A 16,794-nucleotide genomic window follows, 5' to 3' on the forward strand; every position below is an offset into this window, starting at 1 on the left:
TACTAAGGTCAATGAATTGATGACCAATCATAAAGGAGTTTTTACTATGTCTCAAACTATCGACCTGACCCTGGACGGTTTGTCCTGCGGTCATTGCGTTAAACGCGTGAAAGAAAGTCTTGAACAACGTCCGGATGTTGAGCTGGCGGACGTCACCGTAACCGAAGCGCACGTTACCGGTACCGCCAGTGCGGACGCGTTAATTGAAACCATCAAACAAGCCGGGTATGGCGCGACGTTAAGCCACCCAAAGGCTAAACCGCTGACGGAGTCATCAATCCCGTCGGAAGCACTGGCAGCGGTTCCTCATGAGCTTCCGGTAGCGACGGCCGATGAAGAAAGCCAACAGTTGCTGTTAAGCGGCATGAGCTGCGCCAGTTGTGTCACCCGCGTACAACATGCGCTACAAAGCGTACCGGGCGTCACGCAGGCACGGGTAAACCTGGCGGAACGCACTGCGCTGGTGATGGGCAGCGCGTCCGCCGCTGATTTAGTGCAGGCGGTGGAAAAAGCCGGCTACGGCGCAGAGGCGATTGAAGATGACATCAAACGCCGCGAGCGCCAGCAGGAAACCGCCATCGCCACCATGAAACGTTTTCGCTGGCAGGCCATCGTTGCCCTGGCGGTCGGTATACCGGTCATGGTCTGGGGGATGATCGGCGATAACATGATGGTGACCGGCGACAACCGCAGCCTGTGGCTGGCTATTGGCCTGATCACGCTTGCGGTGATGGTCTTTGCGGGCGGTCACTTTTACCGTAACGCGTGGAAAAGCCTGCTGAACGGCACGGCGACGATGGATACGCTGGTGGCGCTCGGCACCGGGGTCGCCTGGCTCTACTCCATGAGCGTCAACCTGTGGCCGCAGTGGTTCCCGATGGAAGCACGGCACCTCTATTACGAAGCCAGCGCGATGATTATCGGTCTGATTAATCTCGGACACATGCTGGAAGCGCGCGCCCGTCAGCGTTCCTCAAAAGCGCTGGAAAAATTACTCGATCTCACCCCGCCCACCGCACGCGTCGTGACAGAAGACGGCGAAAAAAGCGTCCCGCTGGCGGACGTTCAGCCAGGGATGCTGCTGCGGCTCACTACCGGCGATCGCGTGCCGGTGGATGGCGAAATTACCCAGGGCGAAGCGTGGCTTGATGAAGCCATGCTGACCGGCGAACCCATTCCGCAGCAAAAAGGCGAAGGCGACAGCGTTCATGCCGGCACCGTCGTCCAGGACGGCAGCGTCCTGTTCCGCGCCAGCGCGGTGGGCAGTCATACCACGCTGTCACGCATTATTCGCATGGTACGCCAGGCGCAGAGCAGTAAACCGGAAATTGGCCAATTGGCCGATAAAATCTCCGCGGTATTCGTTCCCGTCGTCGTGGCCATTGCGCTGTTCAGCGCCGCTATCTGGTATTTCTTCGGGCCGGCGCCGCAAATTGTTTATACGCTGGTCATCGCCACCACCGTACTGATTATCGCCTGCCCTTGCGCATTAGGCCTAGCGACGCCAATGTCGATTATTTCCAGCGTAGGCCGCGCTGCCGAATTCGGCGTGCTGGTACGCGACGCCGATGCCCTGCAACGCGCCAGTACGTTGGATACCCTCGTTTTTGATAAAACCGGGACGCTGACGGAAGGCAAGCCGCAAGTGGTGGCGATAAAAACCTTTAACGGCGTTGAGGAAGCTCAGGCATTACGTCTGGCTGCCGCGCTCGAACAAGGCTCCAGCCACCCGCTGGCCCATGCGATTCTGGAAAAAGCCGGCGATGATAAACTGCCGCAGGTGAACGGTTTCAGAACGCTGCGCGGACTGGGCGTCAGCGGTGAAGCGGAAGGTCATCAACTGCTTCTGGGGAACCAGGCGTTGCTGAACGAACAGCACGTCGCCACGGATGACATGACGGCGGAAATCACCGCGCAGGCCTCGCAAGGCTCGACTCCGGTCCTGCTGGCGATTGACGGTAAAGCGGCGGCGTTACTGGCGGTACGCGATCCATTGCGCAGCGATAGTATTGCCGCGCTTGAACGCCTGCACAACGCCGGATACCGTCTGGTAATGCTCACCGGGGATAACACAACGACGGCTAACGCGATTGCCAAAGAAGCGGGTATTGACGAAGTCATTGCGGGCGTTCTGCCGGATGGCAAAGCCGATGCGATTAAACGCCTGCAAAGCCAGGGTCGTCAGGTTGCGATGGTCGGCGATGGTATCAACGATGCGCCCGCGCTGGCGCAGGCGGACGTCGGTATCGCGATGGGCGGCGGCAGCGATGTGGCGATTGAAACCGCGGCGATTACGCTGATGCGCCATAGTCTGATGGGCGTGGCGGATGCGCTGGCCATTTCGCGCGCGACGTTGCGCAATATGAAACAAAACCTGCTTGGCGCATTTATCTACAACAGCATTGGTATCCCGGTGGCCGCCGGTATTCTGTGGCCGTTTACCGGTACCTTGTTAAACCCGGTAGTAGCAGGCGCGGCAATGGCGCTGTCTTCCATTACCGTCGTCAGCAATGCCAACCGGCTATTGCGTTTTAAACCGAAAGCGTAAAAACGCTATATCAGGCAGCATCAGCTGCCTGATATATTATTAAGCCATCAGTAATTTACCGTATCAATATATAAAAATTTAACCGCACATCCTGTAGAAAAATAAAAAACAACATTTTATAATGTTTTTTTGAATCATAAGGATGTGTTATTTATGTTTAGAAAAGCAGTTACGCTTCTTTTCCTGCTTTCTCCCGCCGTCAGTTATGCAGGGTTATTTGATTCCACTCCAGAGTTAAAATGTGGCAACGATAATGCAGTCACGGCGGCAAAAGAATGGATTTACAATGAAGCATTAGGTCGTTTACAGCAAGACTATATTAAAGAGCCCTCCACGCTTTTCTTCGATATCCCCCAGACTCAATACGAGCAACAACTCCGGGCTATTCCTGTTCAATTCAGTGATGTAATCACGCAGAACCCTCAAGCAGAAAATGCCAACTTACGAACTTGCTCGGCTACCGTCGCCATGGGTATTCCTCAGCCATTATTTAAATTAATGAAAGACTTACCAAACACTCTATTCTATATTTCACAAGGGGATGGACAGGTAATAAACAATACGGTGACCTGGAAACAGGTTAACTACAATATTCAGCTAGCAGACAACAACAAAGATATTGTTGTCACCCCTGTGCCAAAAACCGATAAATTGGCGCGGTCTATTTATGTAATGGCAAGAATGACGGTGTCTGGTGATAGCATTATAAAGAAAAAAAATAACTCACTGATTGAAATCGCAGCAAAGAAATTTGAGAGTAGAGATCGCGAGCTTAATCAGGTCTGGAAATCGCTACCCGCCTCTGCCCGAACGGCATTAAAACAAGAACAGCGAGTCTGGGTGACCAAAAAAGAGCAGCAGTGCGGCAAACTTAGCGATGCAAAATCCGAGGCCATACCCGCTGAAAAGCGCATCAGTATTTATAAATGCCAGCTTGAAATGACCATCGCCAGAACGGCCTATCTCGACGGCAGCGAATAACCCGACCGATCGTTGACGTCCCGTCAGGGCGCATTGCGCCCTTTTCTCCAACGCGCTAGCATGAGCTTTTTCAAAGGGAGCGCGTATGAAGCTATTAAATCAACTTAAACGTTTATGGCGCGCGCTGCGTGGTACCCCAAATAGTTGGCCTGCTATCGATCTCTCCCTGCCCGGCGGTCGTCATCTGCATCTGGTTGGCAGTATTCATATGGGGACGCGCGATATGGCTCCTCTTCCAGCAAAGCTGGTGAAAAAGCTACGCCAGGCCGACGCGCTGGTCGTTGAAGCGGATATTTCTGGTAACGAAACGCCATTCAGCAATCTCCCCAAATGCCCGCCGTTGGTCGAACGTCTCAGCGCCGGGCAGTTAAGCGCACTGGAAAAACGGGTCAGCGAGTTGGGTATGCCGCTGATCCATTTTGATAATCAACCTTTATGGCAGATAGCTATGGTGCTACAGGCCACGCAGGCGCAACGGCTGGGATTGCGTCCGGACTATGGCATTGATTATCAGCTATTACAGGCTGCCCGCGAAATGTCGCTGCCGGTGCAAGAGCTGGAAGGGGCGAAACACCAGCTCGAACTACTATGCGATCTGCCCGATGGCGGGATGGCGCTGCTCGACGACACGCTGACGCACTGGCACACCAACGCACGGCTTTTGCAGGTGATGATCGGCTGGTGGCTTGAGCAGCCGCCGACCAGCGTCGGCGCTTCGCTCCCCAGAACGTTTAGCCAGCCGCTGTATGATGTACTGATGGTGAAACGCAATGAAGCCTGGCGCGACGCGCTGCTGGCACTGCCGCCGGGACGCTACGTGGTAGCCGTAGGGGCGCTACATCTGTACGGCGAAGGCAACCTACCGCAAATATTGAAATAAAAAAATGGCCAATATCGCTATTGGCCCGTCAAAGAGGAATTTCATCGTTATTATTATCCCGACGCTTTCGCTTCGGATCTTCAGATTGTCGCTCAAAGTTGCCGCAACTGCCAAGACCTAATGCACAAGATTATACTATTTTTTAGTCCGCTTTCGGGCGTATGCTGATGGCAAATCACGTCTGTAGTAAGAAGGAACGTTATGACACCCGCAGTTAAGTTACTCGAAAAAAACAAGATTCCGTTTAACATTCACACCTACGATCACGATCCGAATGAAACTAACTTTGGCGATGAAGTGGTGCGTAAGCTCGGGCTAAACGCCGATCAGGTGTATAAAACGCTTTTGGTCGCCGTGAATGGCGATATGAAGCAACTGGCCGTCGCCGTGACGCCTGTAGCCGGACAGCTGGATTTGAAAAAAGTCGCCAAAGCTCTGGGCGCGAAAAAGGTCGATATGGCCGACCCGATGGTGGCGCAACGCACCACGGGATATCTGGTCGGCGGGATCAGTCCGCTGGGACAGAAGAAACGGCTGCCCACGCTGATTGACGCGCCTGCCCGCACGTTTGCCACTATTTATGTTTCCGGTGGTAAACGCGGGCTGGATATTGAACTGGCGGCTGACGATTTGGCCGCCATACTGGGTGCTAAATTCGCTGATATCGCGCGTCGGGATTAAGCCTGCGTAAAATACATTGCCGGATAGCGGCGCAAACGCCTTATCCGGCCTACAGCAGACATAATCCGTAGGCCTTAAGGCTGCGCGCCATCAGGCAGAAATGGCTATCCGTACCGCTACAGCCAGCTCACCTCGCCTTTTGGCGTAAACGCCGCCGCATCCGGCGGTGAATTTTGCTGAATAAACTCTTTCAGCACTTCCGCGTCAATAAACCCGGTATTCACGTATCCCGGTTTGTTATCGATGCGCGGATAACCATCGCCGCCCGTGGCGTTGAAACTCAGCGTCGCCATGCGGTAGGTTTTGGCCGGATCAACAGGCTCGCCTTTGATTTTCAGCTCGGTGAGCTTGCCCTCTTTGGCGACAAAGCTCACATTGGCGAACTGTGGATAGGCGCCGGAGTCCGGTTTCATCTGTGCTACGGCGGTGAGATAATCAACTACCTCTTTGCCGCTCATATCGGCATACACCACAATGTTGCCGAACGGCTGTACCTTGAGCACGCTTTTATAGGTAATATCTCCCGCCTCAATCGAGTCGCGAATACCGCCGCCGCTCATCACGCCAAAATCGGCGCCGGTGCGCGCGATCTGCGCAGCCAGAATCACCCGTCCCATATTGGTCTGGACAAATCTGACCTTACTGCGATCGCCTTCAAGAAGGCCATTCACGCTACCAATTTTCACCTCCAGTTGCACTTTACCTTTATTCTGGAACGGCGTTAATAACAAGAGCATTTGCGGATTTTCGGCGATTTCCGGCGTGTAAAGTACACGCTCGCTTTTCCCGTTATCCCAGGTCACTTTTTTCTTGAGATTTACCGGAATAAGCTGGTAGTTAACCATTTTCATCTCGCCGTTACGGAATTCGAAATCCGCGCGGCCCACATATTTACCCCACTCATGCGCCTGCACTATCCAGATACCATTTTGCTTATCCGGCGCGCAGGGCGTTCCCGGTACGTAATTCACCTGTTTTTTATTTTCCGACGCCATGCATACCGGGTCTTGTGAGTGACCGCCCACAATCATCGCCAGCGAACCGGCAGGCAGGCTACGCGCCATCTCAACGTCGCCCGGCGCGTTCGAACCGTGATCGCCGTTGTCATAATGTCCCATATGCGTGGTCGCGATAATCACGTCCGGTTTTTCATTCATATTAAGTTCCTGAATCACCACCTTTGCTTCTTCAGCAGGTTTACGAAACTCAATATCGGTGAAATATTCCGGGTTGCCTATTTTCGCCGTGTCATCGGTGGTTAAGCCGATTACCGCGATTTTTATATCCTGGCGTGTAAAAATAGCCCACGGCTTAAACAGACGCTCGCCGGTACTTTTTTGATAAATATTGGCGGAAAGAAAGGGAAACTTCGCCCACTTTTCCTGCTGGCGCAATACGGTGAGCGGGTTATCAAATTCATGATTACCGACGGCCATAGCGTCGTAGCCAATCAGATTCATCCCGCGGAAATCGGGCTCCGCATCCTGGAGATCGGATTCCGGCACCCCGGTATTAATGTCGCCGCCGGATAACAACAGGACGCTTCCCCCCTCTTGCGCCACCTCTTTACGGATACTGTCCACCAGCGTTTTTTGCGCTGCCAGACCATATTCGCCGTATTCGCTGCGCCAGAAGTGACCGTGGTGATCGTTGGTATGCAGGATAGTAATTTTATAGGTTTTATCTTTTTCGTAAGCCTGTGCAGGCTGAGTCGTCAGCGCGAACGCCGCCAGTAACGCCAGCGCCACACCCCGTTTCAAAAATTTCATCTTTCTCTCCCTGACTCAATATCAACCGCAGAAATTACCTTTCCTTGCAATAATAGACAAATATGTTTTCAGAATTGAGACTTCCTTCAAACACATTTCACAGGTATGTTAGGCAAGTAATAATTACACATCCTACTATCTCCAACATCGCATAAAATTTAAGTGACTTTCTATGGCCATGAGTGAACCAACCCAGCCGTTAGCCGGCGCGCCCGCAGCGGCCGCTAAAGCACGTACTTCGTTTGGTATTTTGGGCGCGATCAGTCTTTCCCATCTGCTGAACGATATGATCCAGTCGCTAATCTTAGCCATTTATCCCCTGTTGCAGGCGGAGTTTTCGCTGACTTTCGTCCAGATAGGTTTGATCACCCTGACGTTCCAGCTCGCCTCATCGCTACTGCAACCGGTCGTCGGCTACTGGACGGATAAGTATCCCATGCCGTGGTCGCTGCCTGTCGGCATGTGTTTTACCCTGAGCGGGCTGGTACTGCTGGCAATGGCGGGAAGTTTTGGCGGCGTATTGCTCGCTGCGGCGCTGGTGGGTACCGGCTCGTCCGTTTTTCACCCGGAATCATCCCGCGTGGCGCGCATGGCCTCCGGAGGACGTCATGGTCTGGCGCAGTCTATCTTCCAGGTCGGCGGTAACTTCGGCAGTTCGTTGGGGCCGCTGCTGGCCGCCGTGATTATCGCGCCCTATGGCAAAGGGAATGTCGCCTGGTTTGTGCTGGCCGCGCTGCTGGCGATCGTGGTGCTGGCGCAGATCAGCCGCTGGTATGCAGCCCAGCACCGGATAGCGAAAGGCAAGCCAAAAGCGATAATCGCTAACCCGCTGCCGCGCAATAAAGTCGTGCTGGCGGTCAGCGTATTATTGCTACTCATTTTCTCGAAATATTTCTATATGGCGAGCATCAGTAGCTATTACACCTTTTATCTGATGCAAAAATTCGGATTATCAATACAAAACGCGCAGCTCCATCTGTTTGCCTTCCTGTTTGCGGTGGCTGCCGGGACGGTTATCGGCGGGCCGGTGGGCGACAAAATCGGCAGGAAATATGTGATTTGGGGCTCTATTCTCGGTGTCGCGCCGTTTACCCTTGTTTTACCCTACGCCACGCTGTACTGGACGGGGATTTTAACGGTGATTATCGGCTTTATTCTAGCGTCGGCGTTTTCCGCCATTCTGGTGTATGCCCAGGAGTTGCTGCCAGGACGCATCGGTATGGTTTCCGGCCTGTTTTTCGGGTTTGCCTTCGGGATGGGAGGCCTGGGCGCAGCGGTGCTGGGGCTGATTGCCGACCATACCAGTATCTATTTAGTTTATAAAATCTGTGCTTTCCTGCCGCTTCTGGGGATACTGACCATATTCTTACCTGATAATCGACATAAATCGTGATTTTATGGCGGTTAAAGGTACGCTTTAACCGCCTGTACATCCTGATGCCATCTTGCTTTGTCCATCCCATACTTATCACTTTTACGTTCCGTGCTCTTTTTGCCTTCAGATCGTATCTTTTTATAAAACACAACCATTTTTTATAAACATCCTGATTGAAATTGTCATAAACTATTACCCGGAGTTTTGGAGTCCAGCAACCAAAGGAGACGGAATGCATCACGCTACCCCGCTTATCACCACCATTGTCGGCGGCCTTGTGCTCGCTTTTATTCTCGGCATGATTGCCAACAAATTGCGTATTTCTCCACTGGTGGGATATCTGTTAGCGGGCGTTCTGGCGGGACCTTTTACCCCGGGTTTTGTTGCGGATACCAAACTGGCGCCGGAGCTGGCGGAGCTCGGCGTGATTCTATTGATGTTCGGCGTCGGGCTGCATTTTTCGCTGAAGGATTTGATGGCGGTAAAGTCTATCGCCATTCCCGGCGCTGTCGCTCAGATAGCGGTGGCGACGCTGCTGGGTATGGCGCTTTCCGCCGTGCTGAGATGGTCATTAATGACCGGCATCGTTTTTGGGCTCTGTCTGTCTACCGCCAGTACCGTCGTCCTGCTGCGCGCGCTTGAGGAGCGGCAACTCCTTGATAGCCAGCGCGGGCAAATCGCCATCGGCTGGCTGATTGTCGAAGATCTGGTGATGGTACTGACGCTGGTCTTGCTGCCCGCCGTTGCCGGCATGGTGGAAAAAGGCGATGTCGGCATAGCCTCGCTGGCAGTCGATATGGGGATAACCATTGGTAAAGTGGTGGCGTTTATCGCCATCATGATGCTGGTCGGACGCCGCCTGGTGCCGTGGATTATGGCTCGCAGCGCCGCCACCGGCTCGCGCGAATTGTTTACCCTTTCCGTACTGGCGCTGGCGTTAGGCATTGCGTTTGGCGCGGTAGAACTGTTTGACGTCTCTTTTGCGCTGGGCGCGTTCTTCGCTGGAATGGTGCTTAATGAGTCGGAGCTGAGTCACCGGGCGGCGCACGATACGTTGCCGCTGCGCGACGCCTTTGCCGTCCTGTTTTTTGTTTCCGTCGGCATGTTGTTCGATCCGTTAGTCTTGATCCAACAGCCGCTGGCGGTGTTGGCGACGCTTGCCATTATCGTCTTTGGTAAATCGATCGCTGCGTTTTTCCTGGTGCGTATGTTCGGCCACTCGCCGCGAACCGCGCTGACCATTGCCGCCAGCCTGGCGCAAATCGGCGAGTTCGCCTTTATTCTCGCCGGACTCGGCATGGCGCTCAACCTGCTGCCGCAAGCGGGACAGAACCTGGTGCTGGCAGGCGCTATTTTGTCGATTATGCTTAATCCCGTACTGTTTACCCTGCTGGAGAAGTATCTGGCGAAAACCGAAACGCTGGAAGAGCAAACTCTGGAAGAGGCTATCGAAGAAGAGAAGCAAATTCCGGTGGATATCTGTAATCATGCCCTGCTGGTGGGTTTTGGCCGCGTAGGCAGTCTGCTGGGAGAAAAATTACTGGCGGCGGGGATTCCGCTGGTGGTTATCGAAACGTCCCGTACCCGCGTGGATGAACTGCGCGAACGCGGGATTCGCGCCGTGCTGGGCAACGCCGCTAACGAAGAAATTATGAATCTGGCGCATCTGGACTGCGCCCGCTGGCTATTATTGACCATCCCCAACGGGTACGAAGCCGGCGAGATTGTCGCCTCAGCGCGGGAAAAAAGTCCTGATATCGAGATAATCGCCCGCGCGCACTATGATGATGAAGTGAAATATATTACCGAGCGGGGAGCCAATCAGGTAGTGATGGGCGAGCGAGAAATTGCCCGGGCGATGCTGGAACTGCTTGAAACGCCGCCCGCAGGTGAAGTCGTCGCCAGTTAAGAGTTTGTCGGACGGCCCGATGCGCGCAGCGCCATCGGGCAAGCCAGATTAGCGATCCCAGTACGACTCTTCCAGGCTGTCCTCACGTTCCGGCAGCCCGCGTGTCAGACGCGGAGAATGCTGGTTCAGTACCTGATAACTGACACGGTTAGCATATTTACACACCTGCGCCAGCGACGAATAAGTCAGCCAGGTAAATTTGTGCTTACTGGAGTTCGGTACGTTGCTACGATGGTAACTGTTCGCCGTAATATCGTGCAGCAGCGCCGCCAGCGCGCCATCGCCCGCGCCGTTGGTGTTCATGATTTTTTCCGGCCCGCCCATATACGGCGCAATATGCGAATAAACGCGCAGCGGATTAATACAATCTTTATGGCGCATTGCCCGGCTAAATTCATACTGGTTAAATTCAGCAATAGCTCCCGGTAGCAGCGGATGCTGGGTTTTACGTTTTGCTTCCTCTTCGGTGAAGCCCGCCATATATAACCCTATCGGCCCGGCGGTGCATAACACCAGGTCGACCCAGTCCAGCGCCTTATCCGCCGCCAGCAGCGGGTCGTTTTCGCCGGTCAGCGCTTCCGCTTCTTCTTCATTCATTGCCAGAATCGAGACATTCTCTTTGAGAAACGCCTGCCACCACTGCGGATTATCGGCGATCACAAATTTGGTGCCCAGTGTCATGACAACCGGCACGTTATGCTTTTTCGCGTATTCGATCGCTTTCATCGTCGCGTCAGGCATCGGTTCGCCAGGCTTACAGCGCACCAGATATGAGGTCAACACCAACGCGGAGGCGCCAGCGATCACCGCTTCCGGAATACTTTCCGCCCGTAGCTGATTCATATGGCCGGGGCTGATAGCGAAGGTACGCTCGCCGGATTCGCCAATCAGCGTGAAACAGCGGCCAATCGGGCCATCTACCGCTTGCAGATAATTCAGGTCGGTACGGCTGGAAGTATTACACAGGTAGCGATAAGCGTAGCTGCCAATCTCAATGTTGCTGCACATCACGCCCAGTAACACCGAACGGTCATCCGCCAGTACCGAGTAATTGTGCATCGTATTGCCTATAGTGCCGCCAGCAAACTGATGGGTGATCAGATTTTCCCGCGTCAGTTCCTGATACAGCTTCTCCGCCACCTCGTCTTCTATCACCAGAGAATGCCCGGCGCTTAATCCATAGCGTGTAATAAAATCGTCATCCACTTTCGCCTCAATATCCACCAACGTCTGGTCGATACCGACGACCCAGGAGGCGTTGGTTTCCTGTTCTGGCTGAATTTGTTGCAACAACGGGTCACGCGCATTGACGGGAAAATAGTGTTTGGATTTACGTTTACCGGGAAATTTCATGATTGTGCTTACGGATGAATAACGGAGCGCTGCATGGTAGCACATTCCCCCTGCTGCGTGCGACGGACGATGGCGTTTCAATATCGGACGACGAGATCGCAGTTTCTCCAGCCGCGTTTTTTACAATGGTTCACTTTCACAAGGAGCGTTTTATGAAGCCGGAAAATAAAATTCCCGTACTCACCCGACTGTCAGACGAAATGAAAGCCGTCGTAAACTTCCAGCAACCAGGCCTTCCCCCCTGGCCTGCCGATGGCGATATTGAGACCCAGCGTCAGTATTATCTTCTTGAGCGCCGTTTCTGGAATGCCGACGCGCCGTCCATGACCACCCGCACCTGCGCCGTCCCTACGCCTTATGGCGATGTAACAACCCGGCTCTACTCGCCGCAGCCGACCAGTTAGGCCACCTTATACTATCTGCACGGCGGCGGATTTATCCTCGGTAATCTGGATACGCATGACCGGATAATGCGTCTGCTGGCGCGTTATACCGGCTGCACCGTGATCGGTATTGATTATTCGCTGTCGCCGCAAGCGCGTTATCCGCAGGCCATTGAAGAAACCGTCGCGGTATGCAGCTACTTCTCTCAACATGCCGATGAATACTCGCTCAACGTGGAGAAAATCGGTTTCGCCGGGGATTCCGCAGGCGCCATGCTGGCGCTTGCCAGCGCGCTCTGGCTACGTGATAAGCACATTCGCTGCGGTAACGTTATCGCGATTCTGTTGTGGTATGGGCTGTATGGGTTGCAGGATTCGGTAAGCCGCCGTCTGTTCGGCGGCGCGTGGGACGGCCTGACGCGTGAAGATCTGAACATGTACGAAAAGGCCTATCTGCGTAACGATGAAGATCGGGAATCGCCCTGGTATTGTCTGTTTAATAACGATCTCACGCGCGATGTGCCGCCCTGCTTTATTGCCAGCGCGGAGTTTGATCCGCTCATTGATGACAGCCGCTTGCTGCACAAGACATTACAGGCGCACCAGCAGCCCTGCGAATACAAAATGTATCCCGGCACACTGCACGCCTTCCTGCACTATTCGCGAATGATGACAATCGCCGACGATGCCTTGCAGGACGGCGCACGCTTCTTTATGGCGAGGATGAAGACACCGCGTTAACGGTACGGCGCCGTGAGTTTCAGCATCATATCAATATGTTCCGGCGTCGCGTTCAGCGCCGGAATGTACGCATATTTTTTACCGCCCGCTTCAAGGAAAATCTCGCGGTTCTGTTCCGCTATCTCTTCCAGCGTCTCCAGACAATCCGCGGCAAATCCCGGACACATAACCTGAATATGGCCAGTCCCCTTTTCACCCAACATTTTTAGCGTTTCATCGGTGTACGGCGTCAGCCACGGTTCACGGCCAAAGCGCGACTGGAACGTCATCATTACCTTTTCCGGCGGCAGTCCCAATGCGGAAACCAGTTCGCGCGTGGTATCGCGACAGCGCTGCGGGTAGTCATCGCCTTCATCCGCATAACGTTGTGGAATGCCGTGATAGGAGAGCAGAAGCACATCCGGCTCGCCGTGTCTGGCGAACGACTCACGCGCGCTTTTCGCCAGCGCATCGATATAAGCGCTGTCATCTGCGTAATCGCGAATAAATGAGATACCGGGAATACGACGTTTACGCGCCAGTATCCGCCCCAGTTCGTCCCAGACTGCGCCCACCGTTGAGCAAGAGTATTGCGGGTACAACGGCAGCACGACGATATGGTCAACGTCGCTTGCTAACAGTTCATCGACAGCGCTTTCCAGCGAGGGCGAACCGTAGCTCATCCCCAGCGCGACGGGCGTGTCTGGCAACCGCGCGGCCAGCGCCTGTTGCTGTTCGCGGCTATATACCATGAGCGGCGAACCGCCATCCATCCAGATAGATTGATAGAGTTTCGCGACGCGCGGCGAACGCAGCGGTAAAATAACGCCACGCAGCAGCGGCCACCACAGCAGACGAGGAGTATCCACCACGCGTCTGTCGCTTAAAAATTGTTTCAGGTAGCGCTTTACCGCTTCGGGAGTTGGGGCATCTGGCGTGCCAAGGTTAGCCAGCAGGATACCGGTTTTCGTCTGACGCATTGCCGCCTCTTATCTATTCAAATTGTTGATAATTGTAGCGGAAAAGTGATAAAGAAGAACTAATTGCTGCGAGAGGTAAGACGAGAATTCGCCGAATGGCGCTAACGATACCAGCAGGCCGGATAAGGCGTTCAGGCCGCCATCCGGCACCGATTGCCTGATGGCGCTACGCTTATCAGGCTTGCGGGATAATGGCAGGCCTGATAAGCGGTTCACTACGCGAAAAAATTAACCGAGGATTTTTTCCAGCGCTGCGCGCACGTCGGCAACGGCCTGCGTACCGTCAACTTTAGCGTATTTGGTGTTGCCCGCTTCCGCTTCTTTCTGGTAGTAGCCAATCAGCGGCGCGGTCATCTGATGATATTCCACCAGACGTTTGCGAACGGTCTCTTCCTGATCGTCTTTACGGGTCGTCAGATCTTCGCCGGTGACGTCATCTTTGCCTTCCACTTTCGGCGGATTAAACTTTACGTGGTAAACGCGGCCAGAGGCGGCGTGTACGCGACGGCCCACAATGCGGTCAACGATCAGTTCGTCCGGTACGTCGAATTCCAGCACGTAATCCACGACAATACCCGCTTCTTTCATCGCGTCAGCCTGCGGGATCGTGCGCGGGAAACCATCCAGCAGAAAACCGTTACGGCAGTCTTCCTGGGCGATACGCTCTTTAACCAGCGCAATCACCAGTTCATCGGTCACCAGTTTACCGGCGTCCATGATATCTTTCGCCTGTTTGCCCAACTCGGAGCCTGATTTCACTGCGGCGCGCAGCATATCGCCAGTGGAGATTTGCGGAATACCATATTTCTCCATGATGAACTGAGCCTGAGTTCCTTTACCCGCGCCCGGAGCGCCAAGCAGAATAATACGCATTACGAAAATCCCCTCAAAGGTTGTTGATATTTTTTAAAAAGCGCTAAACGATACCACCATCACGCATTTCGCTCAAGGAAGCCGCCTGATGCTGAAACGGTTAACGAAGAGAAATCGAGAAAAGAGAAGGTATTATAAAAAATGCCGGATGGCGCTGGCGCTTATCCGGCCTACAAACAGTACTCGCCCGTAGGCCGGATAAGATGCTTCGCGTCGCCATCCGGCAGTCACAAAACAGTACTCGTCCGTAGGCCGGATAAGACGTTTCACGTCGCCATCCGGCAGTCACAAAACAGTACCCGTCCGTAGGCCGGATAAGATGCTTCGCGTCGCTATCCGGCAATCAGATGAGCGTTATCAGGACACCAGCAACTGGTTCATACGGCGGATAAACTGGTTCGGATCTTCCAGCGTACCGCGTTCAGCGAACAGCGCCTGATCCAGCAGCAGCTCGACCCACTCTTTAAACTGCGCTTCATCCTCGGTATCGGCAGTGCGTTTAACCAGCACATGATCCGGGTTGAGCTCAAAGATGTATTTCACTTCCGGCACGGACTGACCGGCCGCGGCGAACAGTTTCGCCATCTGGGTGCTCATTTCATCCGCATCGGTGGTGACAATCGCCGGCGTGTCGGTTAAACGATGCGTCAGACGCACCTCTTTCACGCGATCGCCCAGCAGGGTTTTGACACGCTCCACGAACGGCTCAAGCGCCTTTTCCGCTTCTTTCGCGTTTTCGTCGACTTCATCCGCCAGTTTTTCGATGGACTCATCGGCTTTAGCGACCGACTGGAATGCTTTACCGTCAAACTCGGTCAGGTAGTTCATCATCCACTCGTCGATGCGATCGGAGAGCAGCAGCACTTCGATGCCTTTCTTACGCAGCAGTTCCAGGTGCGGGCTGTTTTTCGCCGCCGCATAGCTGTCTGCGGTGATGTAGTAGATTTTTTCCTGCCCTTCTTTCATCCGGGAGACGTAATCTTCCAGCGACACGGTCTGGGCGGAAGAGTCGGTATGAGTGGAGGCAAAGCGCAACAGTTTAGCGATCGCTTCCTGGTTGGCGTGATCTTCCGCCGGGCCTTCTTTCAGCACCAGACCAAACTGTTTCCAGAAGGTTTGGTATTTTTCCGCGTCGTCTTTCGCCAGTTTTTCCAGCATTTGCAGAACGCGTTTGGTTAGGGCGCTGCGCAGATTACGCGTTACCGTGCTGTCCTGCAGGATTTCACGGGAGACGTTCAACGGCAGGTCATTAGAATCAATCAGGCCGCGCACGAAACGCAGATAGTTCGGCATGAACTGCTCGGCATCGTCCATAATGAACACGCGCTGTACGTACAGCTTCAAACCATGTTTGTGATCGCGGTTCCACAGATCCCACGGCGCCTGCGACGGGATATACAGCAGGCTGGTGTACTCCTGCTTACCTTCCACGCGGTTGTGGCTCCAGGTCAGCGGATCGGTGAAATCATGCGCGATGTGCTTGTAAAACTCGTTGTACTCGTCGTCTTTAATTTCCGACTTGTTACGGGTCCACAACGCCTGGGCCTTGTTGATTTTCTCCCAGGAAATCACGGTTTCGCCGTCTTTTTCTTCCCGTTTTTCAATCTCTACCGGCAATGCGATGTGATCGGAATATTTACTGATAATTGAGCGTACGCGCCAGTCATCGAGGAATTCATCTTCGCCTTCACGCAGGTGTAAGGTGATTTCCGTACCACGGTCATTTTTGGTGATATCGGCAACGGTGTATTCGCCTTCGCCTGCCGATTCCCAGAACACGCCATTTTCCAGCTTGTCGCCTGCTGCACGGGTACGTACGGTCACTTTATCGGCCACAATAAACGCGGAGTAGAAGCCTACGCCAAACTGACCGATGAGCTGGCTATCTTTCGCCTGATCGGACCCCATTGATTCGAGGAAAGATTTGGTGCCGGACTTGGCAATGGTGCCTAAGTGGTCAATCACCTCATCACGATTCATCCCCACGCCGTTATCGGCAATGGTCAACGTACGCTTATCTTTATCGAAAGAGACGCGCACACGCAGCTCGCCATCTCCTTCATACAGGTCCGGGTTTGACAGAGCGCGGAAACGCAGCTTGTCCGCCGCATCTGAGGCGTTAGAGATGAGTTCACGCAGGAAGATTTCTTTATTGGAATAAAGAGAATGGATCATCAGGTGCAGAAGCTGTTTAACTTCTGACTGAAAACCACGCGTTTCTTGTCCTTTCATGTGGATAGACCTCAACAATGCCATTTTTAATGGTAAAAATACGTTGAGGGTGAGATGGGGACAAGCGGGTGTGATTTCAAGCGGAGGCCGCGAATGCCGCCTCCGTTTGT

The 16,794-nt window shown here is 53.8% G+C and carries 11 protein-coding genes and 1 pseudogene; 7 read left to right on the plus strand and 5 right to left on the minus strand.

Annotation, left to right across the window (positions count from 1 at the left end; genetic code table 11):
* Positions 1 to 46 precede the first annotated feature (46 nt).
* From copA to ybaK, 4 genes are all read left to right on the plus strand, one after another.
* Positions 47 to 2,548 (plus strand): copper-exporting P-type ATPase CopA, encoded by a 2,502-nt coding sequence (copA, locus tag ACQ29O_RS16195; RefSeq protein ID WP_253336128.1) that lies wholly within the window; start codon positions 47 to 49, stop codon positions 2,546 to 2,548.
* A 153-nt stretch (positions 2,549 to 2,701) separates the two neighbouring features.
* A complete protein-coding gene (locus ACQ29O_RS16200) occupies positions 2,702 to 3,529 on the plus strand; it encodes a lysozyme inhibitor LprI family protein (RefSeq protein WP_000488544.1) in 828 nt (275 codons plus the stop codon).
* Between the two features lie 85 nt (positions 3,530 to 3,614).
* Positions 3,615 to 4,409: a TraB/GumN family protein gene (locus ACQ29O_RS16205; RefSeq protein ID WP_000771536.1), complete on the plus strand. Its 795-nt coding sequence runs from the start codon at positions 3,615 to 3,617 to the stop codon at positions 4,407 to 4,409.
* 201 nt (positions 4,410 to 4,610) lie between these two features.
* Positions 4,611 to 5,090, plus strand: a complete 480-nt coding sequence (gene ybaK / locus ACQ29O_RS16210; RefSeq protein ID WP_000186618.1) for a Cys-tRNA(Pro)/Cys-tRNA(Cys) deacylase YbaK — start codon at positions 4,611 to 4,613, stop codon at positions 5,088 to 5,090.
* Between the two features lie 116 nt (positions 5,091 to 5,206).
* Here the strand turns inward: ybaK and ushA are convergent, their stop codons facing one another.
* Positions 5,207 to 6,859 (minus strand): bifunctional UDP-sugar hydrolase/5'-nucleotidase UshA, encoded by a 1,653-nt coding sequence (ushA, locus tag ACQ29O_RS16215; RefSeq protein ID WP_020937093.1) that lies wholly within the window; start codon positions 6,857 to 6,859, stop codon positions 5,207 to 5,209.
* A gap of 172 nt (positions 6,860 to 7,031) precedes the next feature.
* On the opposite strand from ushA, the gene ACQ29O_RS16220 reads away from it, so the two are divergent.
* On the plus strand, positions 7,032 to 8,252 hold the full coding sequence (locus tag ACQ29O_RS16220; RefSeq protein ID WP_001251594.1) for an MFS transporter: 1,221 nt from the start codon (positions 7,032 to 7,034) through the stop codon (positions 8,250 to 8,252).
* A gap of 214 nt (positions 8,253 to 8,466) precedes the next feature.
* Positions 8,467 to 10,143 (plus strand): YbaL family putative K(+) efflux transporter, encoded by a 1,677-nt coding sequence (gene ybaL / locus ACQ29O_RS16225; RefSeq protein WP_020937094.1) that lies wholly within the window; start codon positions 8,467 to 8,469, stop codon positions 10,141 to 10,143.
* Positions 10,144 to 10,191: 48 nt separating this feature from the next.
* Here ybaL and gsk read toward each other — a convergent pair whose 3' ends face one another.
* Positions 10,192 to 11,496: an inosine/guanosine kinase gene (gene gsk / locus ACQ29O_RS16230; RefSeq protein WP_000671592.1), complete on the minus strand. Its 1,305-nt coding sequence runs from the start codon at positions 11,494 to 11,496 to the stop codon at positions 10,192 to 10,194.
* Between the two features lie 152 nt (positions 11,497 to 11,648).
* Here gsk and aes point away from each other — a divergent pair.
* A pseudogene (gene aes / locus ACQ29O_RS16235) lies at positions 11,649 to 12,620 on the plus strand (acetyl esterase).
* Here the strand turns inward: aes and hemH are convergent.
* The 3 genes from hemH to htpG all read right to left on the minus strand — a co-directional run bounded on the left by hemH (position 12,617) and on the right by htpG (position 16,684).
* Positions 12,617 to 13,579 (minus strand): ferrochelatase, encoded by a 963-nt coding sequence (gene hemH / locus ACQ29O_RS16240; RefSeq protein ID WP_001250083.1) that lies wholly within the window; start codon positions 13,577 to 13,579, stop codon positions 12,617 to 12,619. The pseudogene aes and the gene hemH overlap by 4 nt on opposite strands.
* 228 nt (positions 13,580 to 13,807) lie before the next feature.
* On the minus strand, positions 13,808 to 14,452 hold the full coding sequence (adk, locus tag ACQ29O_RS16245) for an adenylate kinase (protein ID WP_001220237.1): 645 nt from the start codon (positions 14,450 to 14,452) through the stop codon (positions 13,808 to 13,810).
* Between the two features lie 357 nt (positions 14,453 to 14,809).
* A complete protein-coding gene (gene htpG / locus ACQ29O_RS16250) occupies positions 14,810 to 16,684 on the minus strand; it encodes a molecular chaperone HtpG (protein ID WP_001746768.1) in 1,875 nt (624 codons plus the stop codon).
* Positions 16,685 to 16,794: the final 110 nt, after the last annotated feature.

The sequence above is a fragment of the Salmonella sp. GDC200615 genome (genome assembly GCF_050574145.1).
In the GTDB taxonomy this organism is placed as follows: domain Bacteria; phylum Pseudomonadota; class Gammaproteobacteria; order Enterobacterales; family Enterobacteriaceae; genus Salmonella; species Salmonella enterica.